A 13,126-nucleotide genomic window follows, 5' to 3' on the forward strand; every position below is an offset into this window, starting at 1 on the left:
GGGGTGAGGGATTTAATGCTAGGTTTGCGTCGCTGGGCTACGCGCACGGCACATTTGGCCAGCCTTGCTGGTATCTGCGGTTTCGCCCAGCAGGCAGTTGCCGCTGATTACGAAGGGTCGCCGCAGGTTGCCGAATTCGTTTCCGAAATGACCCGCGACTACGGTTTTGCCGGCGAACAGCTGGTGAACCTGTTCCGTGAAGTGGAGCGCAAACAGTCGATTCTCGACGCCATTTCCCGTCCGGCCGAAAAGGTTAAAACCTGGGCCGAGTACCGTCCGATTTTCATCACCGACCGGCGCATTTCCCAAGGCGTCGAATTCTGGCGTCAGCACGAAGCAGCACTGGCCCGCGCCGAGCAGGAATACGGTGTACCGGCGCAGGTGATCGTGGCGATTATCGGCGTTGAAACATCGTACGGCGGCAACACCGGCAGCTACCGGGTGATCGACGCCTTGTCGACTCTGGGCTTCGACTACCCGCCGCGCGCTGAATTTTTCCGCAAAGAACTCAAACAGTTCCTGTTGCTGGCTCGCGAGCAACAGGTCGATCCGCTCACCCTGAAAGGCTCCTACGCTGGCGCCATGGGCTTGCCGCAGTTCATGCCGAGCAGCTTCCGCGCGTACGCCGTGGACTTCGACGGCGACGGCCACATCAACATCTGGAGCGACCCCGACGACGCCATCGGCAGCGTCGCCAGCTATTTCAAACGCCACGGCTGGGTCACCGGTGAAGCGGTGGTCAGCACCGCGCAAATCAGCGGCGAACAAGCTGAGCAAGGTTTGACCCAAGGGCTGGACCCGGTAAAAACCGTGGGCGAGCTGCGTGCCATGGGCTGGTCGAGCCACGAAGCGGTGCGCGACGATGAGCGCGTGACTGCCTTTCGTCTGGAGGGTGAAGCGGGACCGGAATATTGGTTAGGCTTACCCAATTTTTATGTCATCACTCGTTACAATCGCAGCGCGATGTACGCCATGGCGGTGCATCAGTTATCCGATTTGTTGGTTCAGGCCCGGGGCACGAAGTAAATGCAGGCAACGCCGTTCAAGCTCATCGCCTTTGGCGCACTGGCCGTTATGTTGGTCAGCTGCTCCAGCAGCCGTGCGCCGCAGCCGACCCCAACGCCCACCACCGTTTCCGGCCCTGGCGACTTCGCCCGTCCGCACCGCGACGGCGCGCCATGGTGGGACGTCGACATTTCCAAAGTTCCCGATGCCGTGCCCATGCCGCACTACGGCGCCTATAAGGCCAACCCGTACACCGTGCTCGGCAAAACCTATTACCCGATGCCGGACGGCAAGCGCTACCTGGCCACCGGCACCGCCTCCTGGTACGGCACCAAGTTCCATGGCCAGGCCACCGCTAACGGTGAGAAATACGACCTGTACGGCATGAGCGCTGCCCACAAAACCCTGCCGCTGCCCAGTTATGTTCGCGTGACCAACCTGGACAACAACAAAAGCGTGATTCTGCGAGTGAACGACCGTGGGCCGTTTTACTCGGATCGCATCATCGACTTGTCGTTTGCCGCCGCGAAAAAACTCGGTTACGCCGAGATCGGCACCGCCCGCGTGAAGGTCGAAGGCATCGACCCAGCCGAGTGGTGGGCCCAGCAGGGTCGCCCGGTGCCGATGGTGTTGGCGCAGCCGCAGATGGCGCAAGTGCAGCCAGTGAAAACCACGACCACGCAGATCATGGGCCAGCCCATCGAGCAATACACTCCGCCGCCACAGCAGCACGCCGCTGCAGTGGTGCCGGTGCAGATTGACGCAAAAAAAAACGCTTCACTCGCTCCATCTGGCCTGTATCTCCAGGTCGGAGCCTTCGCCAACCCGGACGCTGCGCAGCTCCTGAAGGACAAACTGACGACCGTGGTGAGTGCGCCGGTGTTTATCAGCTCTATCGTGCGCAATCAGCAGACGTTGCACCGCGTGCGGATGGGCCCGGTAAACACGCAGGGTGAAGCCCAGAACATCCAGAACAGTGTGCGGTCGGCCAACCTTGGCCAGCCGACTTTAGTGAAGCCGGAATAGCGCCTGACGCGCCGGCTTCGACCGACTTGCTCGCCAGAGCCTGTTTGCCATTAGTAACTTGAGAGACTGATGAATATCACCGCCTTTACCCGCCGTCTGAGTCTGTTCGCCCTCCTGATCACTGCCCCGGCTACCTGGGCCGCCGAAACGGCCGTTCCTGCCGCACCGGAGCTGGCCGCCAAGGCCTACGTGCTGATGGACGCCGCCAGCGGCAACGTGCTGGTGGAGAACAACGGTGACCAGCGCCTGCCGCCGGCCAGCCTGACCAAGCTGATGACCGCCTACATCGCCACCCTGGAAATCCGTCGTGGCCAGATCAGCGAAAACGACAAAGTGATGGTCAGCGAACACGCCTGGCGTACCGGCGGCTCGCGCATGTTCATCAAAGTGGGCACTGAGGTGTCGCTGGGCGACTTGCTGCACGGCATCATCATTCAGTCGGGTAACGACGCCAGCGTCGCCACCGCCGAGCACATCGCTGGCAGCGAAGACGCCTTCGCCGACATGATGAACACCACCGCCGAAAAACTCGGTATGTCCGGCAGCCACTTCATGAACGCCACCGGCCTGCCTAACCCCGAGCACTACTCCACGGCGCACGACATGGCGCGTCTGGCGCGCGCGATCATCTACGAAGACCCGGCGCACTACGCCATCTACTCGCAGAAAGAGTTCTTCTGGAACAACATCAAGCAGCCCAACCGCAACCTGCTGCTGTGGCGCGACAAAACCGTTGATGGCCTGAAAACCGGCCACACCGACGAAGCCGGCTACTGCCTGGTGGCCTCGGCCGTGCGCGACGGTATGCGTCTGATCGCCGTGGTATTCGGCACCAACAGCGAACAAGCCCGCGCTGCTGAAACCCAGAAGCTGCTGACCTACGGCTTCCGCTTCTTCGAAACCCAGACCTTCTACCAGAAGGGCGCAGAGCTGGCGCAAGGCACCGTGTGGAAAGGCGCGAGCCGCCAGGTGAAAGCCGGTCTGGCCGAAGACCTGACCATGACCCTGCCGCGCGGTCAGCTGAAAAAGCTCGCTGCCAGCATGACCTTGAATCCGCAACTGGTTGCCCCGATTAAGCAGGGCGACGTGATCGGTAAAGTTGAAGTGAAGCTCGAAGACAAGGTGGTGCACAGCGCCGACCTGATCGCCCTCGAGACCGTGGACGAAGGTGGCTTCTTCCGCCGCGTGTGGGATAGCATCCGCCTATTCTTCTTCGGCTTGTTCAACTGATCGCCGCGTTCACCGAATAACCGAGGCACCGGTCTTTCGCTCCAAAAGAGCGGGCCGGTGTCCGCTTTTGCGGACCACAAGTTCGCCGAGACCGCCCATGACCGATGCCCAAAACGTCACCATCGAATTTCCCTGCGAGCGCTACCCGATCAAAGTCATCGGCGATGCCGGCGAGGGTTTCGTTGCGCTGGTAACCGAGATTCTGCAACGCCACGCCCCGGACCTGGACGTCGGCACCCTGGTGCAGCGTGACAGCCGCAACGGTAAGTACCTGACCGTGCAATACCTGATCACCGCCACCGGCATCGAACAACTGCAAGACATCAACAGCGACCTGCGCGCCACGGGCCGCGTGCACATGGTGCTCTGATGAGCCAACGCCTGGGCTTTCGCGAGCTCGGCCAGGTTCCCTACGAACCCACCTGGCATGCCATGCAGCACTTCACCGACAGCCGCGTGGCGGACACGCCCGATGAAGTCTGGCTGCTGGAACACCCGCCCGTGTTTACCCAAGGGCAGGCTGGCAAAGCCGAACATGTGTTGTTCCCCGGCGATATTCCGGTGGTGAAAGTGGACCGCGGCGGTCAGGTGACCTACCACGGCCCAGGCCAGTTGGTGGCATACCTGCTGTTGGATGTACGCCGTTCCAGTCTCGGTGTGCGCGAGCTGGTCAGCCGCATCGAACTGAGTTTGATCGAACTGCTGGCCAGCTATGGTGTAACAGCCGAGGCCAAGCCCGACGCACCGGGCGTGTATGTGGGCGGGGCGAAAATTGCCTCGCTGGGCCTGCGCATTCGCAATGGCCGCTCGTTTCATGGACTCGCCTTGAACGTGGACATGGACCTGCAACCGTTTCAGCGCATCAACCCCTGTGGTTATGCCGGCTTGCCCATGACCCAACTGCGTGATCTGGTGGGACCGATAGAATTTGCCGAAGTAAGTGCCCGGCTGCGCGCGCAGCTCGTCACACACCTCGACTACGCTGAACAGACGACCCTGACGGGCGGAATTGAATCGCTATGAGCACCCTCGAAGTAGCTGGCAACGAAGCAACCGGCACCGCTGTTAAAGCCCCACCGGCCAAGGTGGAAATGGGCGTGAAACTGCGCGGTGCCGAGAAGATGGCGCGTATCCCGGTGAAGATCCTGCCGACCGCGGAATTGCCGCGCAAGCCAGACTGGATCCGCGTCCGCGTGCCGGTCTCGCCGGAAGTCGACCGCATCAAACAACTGCTGCGTAAACACAAACTGCACAGCGTGTGCGAAGAAGCATCCTGCCCGAACCTGGGCGAATGTTTCTCCGGCGGCACCGCCACGTTCATGATCATGGGCGACATTTGCACCCGTCGCTGCCCATTCTGCGACGTTGGCCATGGCCGTCCAAAACCGTTGGATGCAGACGAGCCGATGAACCTTGCGGTCGCCATCGCCGACCTGCGCTTGAAGTACGTGGTGATCACCTCGGTAGACCGCGACGACCTGCGCGACGGCGGCGCCCAGCACTTCGTTGATTGCCTGCGTGAAATCCGCAAGCTGTCGCCGGGCGTGCAACTGGAAACGCTGGTGCCGGACTACCGCGGCCGCATGGACGTGGCGTTGGCCATCACCGAGCAAGAGCCGCCAGACGTGTTCAACCACAACCTGGAAACCGTACCGCGCCTTTACAAGGCCGCGCGTCCGGGCTCGGATTTTGAGTGGTCCTTGGACCTGCTGGAAAACTTCAAAAAACGCGTACCGCACGTGCCGACCAAATCGGGCCTGATGCTCGGCCTGGGCGAGACTGACGAAGAAGTCATTGAAGTGATGAAGCGCATGCGCGAACACGACATCGACATGCTCACCCTCGGTCAGTACCTGCAGCCGTCGCGCAACCACCTGCCGGTACAGCGCTTCGTGCACCCAGACATCTTTGCCTGGTTCGCTGAAGAGGGTACCAAGATGGGCTTCAAAAACGTGGCGTCTGGTCCGCTCGTGCGGTCTTCGTATCACGCGGATCAGCAAGCGCATGAGGCGAAGAAAGGCTAAGCCTTTCGATGTAACTGAAAAGGGCGACCCATGGGTCGCCCTTTTTTGTTTGCCTGAATATTCACGCTCTGTAGGAGCCAGCTTGCTGGCGAACCCTGCAAACCTCGGTGCTTCAAACATTCGCCAGCAAGCTGGCTCCTACAGAAAATTGCTAGGCGCCGGTTTATTTCCCGCGCAACCGATTCAGCAAGCTGTGATCCGCATACCCATCCGCCGGCAACCCCAACTGCTGCTGATAGGCCCGAACTGCTTTGCGGGTATTGGCGCCAACGATGCCGTCGGCACTGCCCGGCTCGAAGCCATGGGCGGCAAGCAATTCTTGCAGTTCAATACGCTCGCTGCGGCCCAGTTGTGGGTCGTCCCGTGGCCAGTCGGCGATCACGGCGGCGTTGGCGCCGCGAATGCCGTCGGAGAGCAAACCTACAGCCAACGCGTAGGACGACGAGTTGTTGTACTTGAGGATGCTGCGGAAGTTGCTCAGCAACAAAAACGCCGGGCCGCGATGGCCGGCGGGTAACAACAAGGTCGCCGATTCGCCGGCGAGCGTCGGCGCAACGGCCGAGCCACTGGCGAGCATCACGCCAAGGCGCGTCCATTCAGCCACGCTTTTGCGCTGCTCGGGGTCAGCCAGGGCGTAGTCGAACCCTTGCGGCAAACGCACTTCGAAGCCCCACGGTTTGCCCAACTGCCAGCCCGACTGCTGCAAGTAGTGGGCAGCGGAGGCGAGGGCATCGGCGGAGGAGTACCAAACGTCGCGGCGGCCGTCGCCGTCGAAATCCACGGCGTGCTGGTTGTAGGTGGTCGGCATGAACTGGGTCTGGCCCATCGCGCCGGCCCAGGAGCCGACGAGGCGCTCCGGCTGGATGTCGCCATGTTGAAGAATTTGCAGCGCGGCGATCAATTGCTCGCGCCAGAACGCGGCGCGGCGTCCTTCATACGCCAGGGTGGCCAGCGAGCGGATCACGCTGTTGTTGCCGATGTTGTTGCCGTACGCGCTTTCCATGCCCCAGATGGCCACCAGCGTTTCGGCTTGCACGCCGTAGCGTTGTTCGATGCGGCTCAGCGTGGCCTGTTGCTGTGCGTATTGCGCCTGGCCGTTAGCGATGCGGCGGGCCGAGACGGCGCCGTCCAGGTATTCCCAGATCGGGCGGGTGAATTCAGGTTGGCTGTTGTCGGCGGCGACCACGGCGGGATCAAGGGTGACGTTGGCAAAGGCGCGGTCGAACAGCGCGGCGCTGATGCCGGCGTTAACTGCATCGCTGCGCAATTGGTTGCGCCATTCTTCAAAGCTTTGTTGTGGCAAGACAGGCGCGGGCGCGGTGGTTGTGCCGGCAGCGGTCGGTGCATGGGCGGCGGCGGGAATGGCAGGCGGCGTGGGCTGGGGCGCTTGTGGCGCTTCGGCGCAGGCGGTGAGCAGGTTGAAGTGAAAGCTCAGTGCGGCGCAGGCCAGGATGCGCGGTGACAGGTTAAACATCAGCAGGTCCCAAGACGGTAAACAGCGGCCACCTTATCACGCTGCCGGGGGCGAAGCCTTCACGCGGCGATAAAGCCGGCGAGCAAAAAGCCAGTGCCCATAAAGACAGAAGCCCCCCAGTTTTGCTGGGAGGCTTCGCGGCGGTAGCTGCCTTTGCCTTTCTTCGCGCGTTCCTGACGGCTGCGGAACAGAGGCTGGGCAATGATGGATTTCGCTTTATTGGGACGTTTCTTCGATGTGGCCATGATAATCCTCGGGCGGGGCGGGTGGCTGAAAGAGGCTAGCCCCGCGGCGCGGATCATCGGCCTGCTGGAGGCCGCTGTCCAGAGCCGTTTATCACTCCTGAGGAAGCGACAAACGTTGTCCGGCCAGCATCAGCGTCAGGCGGCTGATCTCCAACCACGGATCGCCCGGCGCCTGGCCCTTGATCTGCGCATCGACGCGCTGGGCATCTTTAAGCATCAGGTTCCAACGTGCGGCCGAGTGACGCTGAAGCGCTTTGCTCACAAGCGGACGGCGCTTATCCCACACGGGCGGGCGAGCCTGGCTGAAGGTTTTCTCCAGCGGTACGCCTTGGCCGTATTGCTGAGCGATGGTCGCCAGCAAGCGCAACTCGCGGGCCAGCGCCCAGAGCACAACGGTGCTGTCGACGCCTTCGCCGCGCAGCCCTTCGAGCGTGCGCAGGGCATGACTGGCCTCGCCATTGAGCGCGGCATCGATCAGGCCGAAGACGTCATAGCGGGCACTGTCGGCGACCGCCGCTTGTACGGTACTGGCGTCAATCTGGTTACCGTCGGCGAGCAGTTTGAGCTTTTCGATTTCCTGCGCGGCGGCCAGCAGGTTGCCCTCGACGCGCGCGGCAATCATGTCCACCGCTTCCTGGCTGGCGGTCATGCCGGCCTGGCTCATGCGCTGGCGAATCCACTGCGGCAATTGGTGCACGTCCACCGGCCAAATCTGCACGAACTGCGCATTTGGCCCATCGATAACGGCTTTGGCCCATTTGGTTTTCTGCGTACTGCCATCGAGCTTGGGCAGGCTGATCAGCAGCAAGGTGTCCTCGGGCGGACGCGACAGGTATTCCAACAACGCAGCAGTGCCCTTGTCGCCCGGCTTACCGTTCGGAATGCGCAATTCCAGCACACGCTTCTCGGCGAACAACGACATGCTGTTGCCCGCCTGCAGCAGCGTGCCCCAGTCAAAGCTGGCGTCGGCGTTGAATACCTGGCGCTCGCTGTAACCCTGGCTGCGCGTGGCGGCGCGGATGGCGTCGGCCGCTTCCTGGCACAGCAGCGGGTCGTCGCCACTGATGGCATAAACGGGCGCGAGGCCGCTTTGCAGGTGTTTGGCGAGTTGCGCGGGGGCGAGCTTCATAGGCGGGGAAACATAAGAAGGGGAGGCTGGGCCGCCGCAGCGGCCCGAGCGAACTTACTGGGTTTGGATCGGCAGTTGCAGCGGCGATTGCTGCGGCTGTTCGGCTTCGGCTTTGCGCGCCGCTTCGATGGCGTCGGCTTCGGCCTGGGCTTTGGCGTCGGCGGCCTGTTGCAGCTGGTCCAGTTGCGCTGGAGTAATCAGCTGCATGCGTTGCGCCAGTTGTAGCACCAACTCGTGGCGCAGTTCGTCTCGCAGCTGTGTCGCTTCCTGCTCCGAACCGATCAGGTTGTTTTCATCGTTTACGTAGGTGTTTTGCACGTCGACCGAATTCTTCAACAACACCGTATTGTTGGCGCCGCGCAGTTCGTAGGCGACTGTCATGTTGGCTTCGTATTCAGCGCTACGGGCACTGCCGGTGTAGCTGACGGTACGGTAACTGGCGGTTTCGCTGGTCAGGGCCATGGTGTACTGCGCGCCCGGGTGCACGTTAACGCCGCTATTGATCAGCGTTTGACGCAGGTCTTTGACCAGCGGGCCGTAGGCATCGCGGGCGGTGAGGTTGATGTCGCTAAGGGCGAACGCCATGTCGCCTGAGCCGCGCGGCTGGAAGCCACAGGCGCTGAGCATGGTAGCCAGGCCGATTACCATCAGATTCCGTTTGATCATGTGTGTATCCCCTTAACCCTTCGGTAGCGCTGCGAATCGGCGCAGCGCTTACTTCAATGTGTGCTCGCGGCGCTTGGCAGCCGCGATGCGTCATCAGCTCGCGACGATGTTGACCAACTTGCCTGGCACCACGATGACCTTGCGAATGGTCAGGCCATCGAGGAAGCGCAGCACGTTCTCGTTAACCCGCGCGGCGGCTTCGACTTCTTCGCGGCTGGCCGTTGCCGGCACGTCGATCTGGCCACGCAGCTTGCCGTTCACTTGCACCACCAATTGCAGGTTGTCTTGCACCAGGGCGCTTTCGTCCAGCACAGGCCATTGGGCGTCGATCACGGCGCTCTCATGGCCCAGCTCCAACCACAATTCATGGCTGATGTGCGGCGTGATCGGGGCGAGCAACAGGGCCACAGTTTCCAGACCTTCCTGCAACAGGGCGCGATCGGTGTCACTTTCTTGCGGCGCTTTTTCCAGCACGTTCATCAGCGTCATCACCTGGGCGATGGCGGTGTTGAATTTGTGGTGTTGGCCAATGTCCTGGCTGGCTTGCTTGATGGCCAGGTGAATGGCGCGGCGGATATCTTTCTGCGCGTCGCTGAGGCTGGCGACATCGAGGCTGCCGGGTACGCCGCGCGCGACGTGCGCCTGGGCCAAACGCCAGACGCGGCGCAGGAAGCGGTGCGCGCCTTCAACGCCGGAATCAGACCATTCCAGACTCATGTCGGGCGGCGAGGCAAACATCATGAACAGGCGGCAGGTGTCGGCGCCGTACTGGTCGATCATCGATTGCGGATCAACGCCGTTGTTTTTCGACTTGGCCATTTTCTCGGTGCCGCCGATTTCGACGGGCAAACCGTCGGTTTTCAGCTTGGCGCCGATGATCTTGGCTTTGGCATCGCGCTCAATTTCCACGTCAGCCGGGTTGAACCAGGTTTTGCTGCCGTTGGCTTCGAGGCGGTAGTAGGTTTCGGCGATGACCATGCCCTGCGTGAGCAGGTTTTTGAACGGCTCGTTGGAGTCGACCAGGCCTTCGTCGCGCATCAGCTTGTGGAAGAAACGTGCGTAGAGCAGGTGAAGAATCGCGTGTTCGATGCCGCCGATGTACTGATCCACGGGCAGCCAGTGGTTGGCTGCGGCTGGGTCGACCATGCCTTTGGTGTAGTTCGGCGAGGCGTAGCGGGCGAAGTACCACGACGACTCCACGAAGGTGTCCATGGTGTCGGTTTCGCGCTTGGCCGCGCCGCCGCATTTCGGGCAGGTGCAGGTGTAAAAGTCGGGCATGCGTGCCAGCGGGCTGCCGGCGCCATCGGGCACCACGTCTTCTGGCAGCACGACGGGAAGTTGGTCTTCCGGCACCGGCACGTCACCGCAGGCGTCGCAGTGAATGATCGGGATCGGGCAGCCCCAGTAACGCTGACGGCTGATGCCCCAATCGCGCAGGCGGAATTGAGTGCGGGCCTGGCCGAGGGACTTTTTCTGCAAAGCCACTTCGATGGCGTCGAACGCGCCGGCGAAGTCCAGGCCGTCGAACTCGCCAGAATTGATCAGTTGGCCGTGCTCGCCATACGCCGCTTGCCACGGCGCTGGGGTTTCGTCGCCGGCGCTGGTGCGCACCACGGTTTTAACCGGCAGGTTGTACTTGTGGGCGAATTCGAAATCGCGCTCGTCGTGCGCAGGCACTGCCATAACGGCGCCGTCGCCGTAATGCATGAGCACGTAATTGGCGACCCACACTGGCAGCTTCTCGCCGGTCAATGGATGCTCAACGAACAAGCCCGTGGCCAGGCCTTTCTTTTCCTGGGTGGCGATGTCGGCTTCGGCGACGCCGCCGCGTTTGCATTCATCGATAAACGCTTGCAGCTCAGCAGCCTGGGCGGCCGGCAGCTTTTGCAGGGCAACGGTTGCCAGTGCGTGTTCGGCGGCAACGGCCACATAGGTGGCGCCCATCAGCGTGTCGGCGCGGGTGGTAAATACTTTCAGCGCGCCGGTTTGGCCAATCGAGGCCTGGTCGTAGGGGAAGCTGACTTCCATGCCGCGCGATTTGCCGATCCAGTTGCGCTGCATGGTTTTGACCTGTTCCGGCCAGCCATCCAGGTCGTCGAGGCTGGTCAACAGCTCTTCGGCGTACGCAGTGATCTTGAAGTAGTACATCGGGATTTCGCGCTTCTCGATCAGCGCGCCCGAACGCCAGCCACGGCCGTCGATAACTTGCTCGTTGGCCAGAACGGTCTGGTCAATCGGGTCCCAGTTCACAGTGCCGTTTTTGCGGTAGATCACGCCCTTCTCGAACAGCCGGGTGAACAGCCATTGTTCCCAGCGGTAGTAGTCCGGTTTGCAGGTGGTGACTTCGCGCGTCCAGTCCACCGCCAGGCCCAGGCTTTTGAGCTGGTTCTTCATGTAGGCGATGTTTTCGTACGTCCATTTGGCGGGCGCGACGTTGTTTTTCATCGCGGCGTTTTCCGCCGGCATACCGAAAGCGTCCCAGCCCATGGGCTGCAGCACGTTTTTGCCTTGCATGCGTTGGTAGCGAGCGATTACGTCGCCGATGGTGTAGTTGCGCACATGGCCCATGTGCAGCTTGCCGCTGGGGTAGGGGAACATCGACAGGCAATAGAAGGTGTCTTTGCCTGGTTGTTCGCTGACCACGAAGGACTTCTGCTCGTCCCAGTAGGTTTGCGCGGCGGCTTCGGTTTCACGGGGCTGATAGTGTTCGTGCATGGCTACTTTTGGCTGAAATAAGTGAGCTACAGGGCGCAGCAGCGGTGTTCGGGCGCGGCCTGTTCGAAGAACGCCGTAGCATACATGAGCCCGCTGGGGGCTGGGAAACCCTGATTACGCCTGTCGCCCGAGGCTTCGCCGTTGGTCGCAGCAGCCGGCTGGTTATGGGGGCAGCGCTAAGCTTGCTGAAAGCATGAAGAGCACGGAGCGGGCGAGGGTGAGCATGGCGCAGTTCGGGCGGGATGATGCACAGGGCGGTCTCTACGAGCGTCTTTTGCACCGGCTTGCCATCGCCCTGGACGAAGCCGACAGCGACACCCGTTTGCGCAACACCACCCCCGAAGAACTTGAACTGCGCGGCCTCAGCCCGGCCGAGCTGGAGCTGATTCGCGCCTACCTGGATCGAGACCTGCACTGGCTGCGCGGTTGGCACGCGGCGGCCAAGGAGCTGGCCCTGATCGAGCAGAGTCCCGCGCCCACCATCAAGCCGTCCCGGTCGTTGCAGAGCGCCAAGGTGGTCAAGCCCAAAGGCCTGATGAAACGCCGCAACAAGCTGCAATGCGCCTTGTGCGGCACCCCCGCGTTATGGCGTCCGGGCGAAGGCGTTCAGGCGTGTAGCGCCTGCGGCTCGCAGTTGTTCCGCGCCGCCAAACCCCGGTAGGCTTCGCGCACCCTGGGAGGTGCTCGATGATCCTGCGCTACTTTTTCAAACAACTATTGCTGCCGCCGGGCTGCCTGTTTCTGCTGCTGCTACTGGCCTGGTGGTTGCGTCGACGCATGCCGCGTTTTGCCCTGGGCTGTTTTGTGTTGGGGTTTGGCGGCTTGTGGTTGAGCAGCCTGCCGATAGCCGTCGAAAACCTGGCGAAAGTCGTCGAGCGCGAGCCCGCCATCGCAGTCGCGCAATGGGGCGAACTGGCCAAGCAGGCGGACGCCATTGTGGTGCTCGGCGTTGGCCGCGAACGCGACGATCCGGCCTGGGCCGGCGACCAAGCCAGCCACCTGGCCGTGGAGCGCGTGCGCTATGCCTCGCGGCTGGCGCGCGCGTCCGGCCTGCCGGTGCTGATCAGCGGCGGCGCGCCGTACGGCGAACGCGTGAGCGAGACCGAGCTGATGACGGAGGTGATGGTGCGGGACTTGCGCGTGCCCGTGCGCTGGCAAGAAGGCCGCAGCCGCACGACCTTGGAAAACGCCGACTACAGCGCGAAGATGCAGCGCGACGAGGGCATTCGGCGCGTGGTGTTGGTCACCCACGCTGCGCACATGCCCCGCGCGCGCTGGTGTTTCGAACGCGCCGGATTCGACGTGGTGGCCGCGCCAGTGGGATTTATCAGCGTGCCTAACCAGCGGCCCTTAGGCGGCTGGTTGCCCGAGAGCAAAGCCATGTGGCAGACCGGGCAACTGTTGAACGAAGTGGCGGGGCAGATTGCCTATCCGTTGTTTTACCGGTGAGTCGCGAGGCGGGGAAAGATCAAGGGCATCGCGGCTAAAGCCGCTCCCACCCAAAGCGCATCAGCGTCCCACGCAACGACACCGTCCCGTAGGAGCGACTTCAGTCGCGATGCTCTTGATTTTGAACGCCGGCTAATGGGAATGCCGTTCAGCCATTCCCCGG

13 protein-coding genes are annotated in these 13,126 nt (G+C 62.2%); 8 read left to right on the forward strand and 5 right to left on the reverse strand.

From position 1 onward, the window contains the following. Nucleotides 1-15: 15 nt before the first annotated feature. The 6 genes from mltB to lipA all read left to right on the forward strand — a co-directional run bounded on the left by mltB (nucleotide 16) and on the right by lipA (nucleotide 5,285). A complete protein-coding gene (mltB, locus tag AC0IW7_RS14570) occupies nucleotides 16-1,026 on the forward strand; it encodes a lytic murein transglycosylase B (RefSeq protein ID WP_463540174.1) in 1,011 nt (336 codons plus the stop codon). After that, nucleotides 1,027-2,031: a septal ring lytic transglycosylase RlpA family protein gene (locus AC0IW7_RS14575; protein ID WP_471818935.1), complete on the forward strand. Its 1,005-nt coding sequence runs from the start codon at nucleotides 1,027-1,029 to the stop codon at nucleotides 2,029-2,031. A 69-nt stretch (nucleotides 2,032-2,100) separates the two neighbouring features. Continuing rightward, nucleotides 2,101-3,261 (forward strand): D-alanyl-D-alanine carboxypeptidase family protein, encoded by a 1,161-nt coding sequence (locus AC0IW7_RS14580; protein ID WP_463383898.1) that lies wholly within the window; start codon nucleotides 2,101-2,103, stop codon nucleotides 3,259-3,261. 97 nt (nucleotides 3,262-3,358) lie between these two features. Then, the gene (locus AC0IW7_RS14585; RefSeq protein ID WP_122493240.1) at nucleotides 3,359-3,631 is read left to right on the forward strand and encodes a DUF493 domain-containing protein; all 273 of its coding nucleotides are present in this window, start codon (nucleotides 3,359-3,361) and stop codon (nucleotides 3,629-3,631) included. Continuing rightward, the gene (gene lipB, locus AC0IW7_RS14590) at nucleotides 3,631-4,284 is read left to right on the forward strand and encodes a lipoyl(octanoyl) transferase LipB (RefSeq protein WP_471818938.1); all 654 of its coding nucleotides are present in this window, start codon (nucleotides 3,631-3,633) and stop codon (nucleotides 4,282-4,284) included. Before AC0IW7_RS14585 ends, lipB begins: the two co-directional genes overlap by 1 nt. Next, nucleotides 4,281-5,285, forward strand: a complete 1,005-nt coding sequence (gene lipA / locus AC0IW7_RS14595; RefSeq protein ID WP_122493238.1) for a lipoyl synthase — start codon at nucleotides 4,281-4,283, stop codon at nucleotides 5,283-5,285. Before lipB ends, lipA begins: the two co-directional genes overlap by 4 nt. Before the next feature lie 163 nt (nucleotides 5,286-5,448). On the opposite strand, the gene AC0IW7_RS14600 is transcribed toward lipA, so the two are convergent. The 5 genes from AC0IW7_RS14600 to leuS form a co-directional block, all read right to left on the reverse strand. Further along, on the reverse strand, nucleotides 5,449-6,759 hold the full coding sequence (locus tag AC0IW7_RS14600; protein ID WP_471818940.1) for a lytic murein transglycosylase: 1,311 nt from the start codon (nucleotides 6,757-6,759) through the stop codon (nucleotides 5,449-5,451). A gap of 59 nt (nucleotides 6,760-6,818) precedes the next feature. Further along, nucleotides 6,819-7,004 carry an alternative ribosome rescue factor ArfA gene (gene arfA / locus AC0IW7_RS14605; RefSeq protein WP_463550629.1) on the reverse strand — a complete coding sequence of 62 codons (186 nt, stop codon included), beginning with the start codon at nucleotides 7,002-7,004 and terminating at the stop codon, nucleotides 6,819-6,821. Between the two features lie 91 nt (nucleotides 7,005-7,095). Continuing rightward, nucleotides 7,096-8,133, reverse strand: coding sequence for a DNA polymerase III subunit delta (holA, locus tag AC0IW7_RS14610; RefSeq protein WP_471818942.1), 1,038 nt, complete (start codon nucleotides 8,131-8,133; stop codon nucleotides 7,096-7,098). Nucleotides 8,134-8,187: 54 nt separating this feature from the next. Further along, the gene (locus AC0IW7_RS14615; protein WP_471818944.1) at nucleotides 8,188-8,799 is read right to left on the reverse strand and encodes an LPS-assembly lipoprotein LptE; all 612 of its coding nucleotides are present in this window, start codon (nucleotides 8,797-8,799) and stop codon (nucleotides 8,188-8,190) included. A gap of 93 nt (nucleotides 8,800-8,892) precedes the next feature. Beyond that, entirely contained in the window at nucleotides 8,893-11,514 is a 2,622-nt protein-coding gene (leuS, locus tag AC0IW7_RS14620) for a leucine--tRNA ligase (protein ID WP_471818946.1), read from the reverse strand. A 223-nt stretch (nucleotides 11,515-11,737) separates the two neighbouring features. On the opposite strand from leuS, the gene AC0IW7_RS14625 reads away from it, so the two are divergent. After that, on the forward strand, nucleotides 11,738-12,175 hold the full coding sequence (locus AC0IW7_RS14625; protein WP_471818948.1) for a hypothetical protein: 438 nt from the start codon (nucleotides 11,738-11,740) through the stop codon (nucleotides 12,173-12,175). A 26-nt stretch (nucleotides 12,176-12,201) separates the two neighbouring features. Next, on the forward strand, nucleotides 12,202-12,963 hold the full coding sequence (locus AC0IW7_RS14630; RefSeq protein ID WP_471818949.1) for a YdcF family protein: 762 nt from the start codon (nucleotides 12,202-12,204) through the stop codon (nucleotides 12,961-12,963). Nucleotides 12,964-13,126 lie beyond the last annotated feature (163 nt).

This window comes from Pseudomonas sp. AC229, assembly GCF_979254655.1.

Coding starts and splice junctions, on each gene's coding strand:
- mltB (WP_463540174.1), top strand. CDS start 16: ATGCTAGGTTTGCGTCGCTGGGCTACGCGCACGGCACATTTGGCCAGC.
- AC0IW7_RS14575 (WP_471818935.1), top strand. CDS start 1,027: ATGCAGGCAACGCCGTTCAAGCTCATCGCCTTTGGCGCACTGGCCGTT.
- AC0IW7_RS14580 (WP_463383898.1), top strand. CDS start 2,101: ATGAATATCACCGCCTTTACCCGCCGTCTGAGTCTGTTCGCCCTCCTG.
- AC0IW7_RS14585 (WP_122493240.1), top strand. CDS start 3,359: ATGACCGATGCCCAAAACGTCACCATCGAATTTCCCTGCGAGCGCTAC.
- lipB (WP_471818938.1), top strand. CDS start 3,631: ATGAGCCAACGCCTGGGCTTTCGCGAGCTCGGCCAGGTTCCCTACGAA.
- lipA (WP_122493238.1), top strand. CDS start 4,281: ATGAGCACCCTCGAAGTAGCTGGCAACGAAGCAACCGGCACCGCTGTT.
- AC0IW7_RS14600 (WP_471818940.1), bottom strand. CDS start 6,759: ATGTTTAACCTGTCACCGCGCATCCTGGCCTGCGCCGCACTGAGCTTT.
- arfA (WP_463550629.1), bottom strand. CDS start 7,004: ATGGCCACATCGAAGAAACGTCCCAATAAAGCGAAATCCATCATTGCC.
- holA (WP_471818942.1), bottom strand. CDS start 8,133: ATGAAGCTCGCCCCCGCGCAACTCGCCAAACACCTGCAAAGCGGCCTC.
- AC0IW7_RS14615 (WP_471818944.1), bottom strand. CDS start 8,799: ATGATCAAACGGAATCTGATGGTAATCGGCCTGGCTACCATGCTCAGC.
- leuS (WP_471818946.1), bottom strand. CDS start 11,514: ATGCACGAACACTATCAGCCCCGTGAAACCGAAGCCGCCGCGCAAACC.
- AC0IW7_RS14625 (WP_471818948.1), top strand. CDS start 11,738: ATGGCGCAGTTCGGGCGGGATGATGCACAGGGCGGTCTCTACGAGCGT.
- AC0IW7_RS14630 (WP_471818949.1), top strand. CDS start 12,202: ATGATCCTGCGCTACTTTTTCAAACAACTATTGCTGCCGCCGGGCTGC.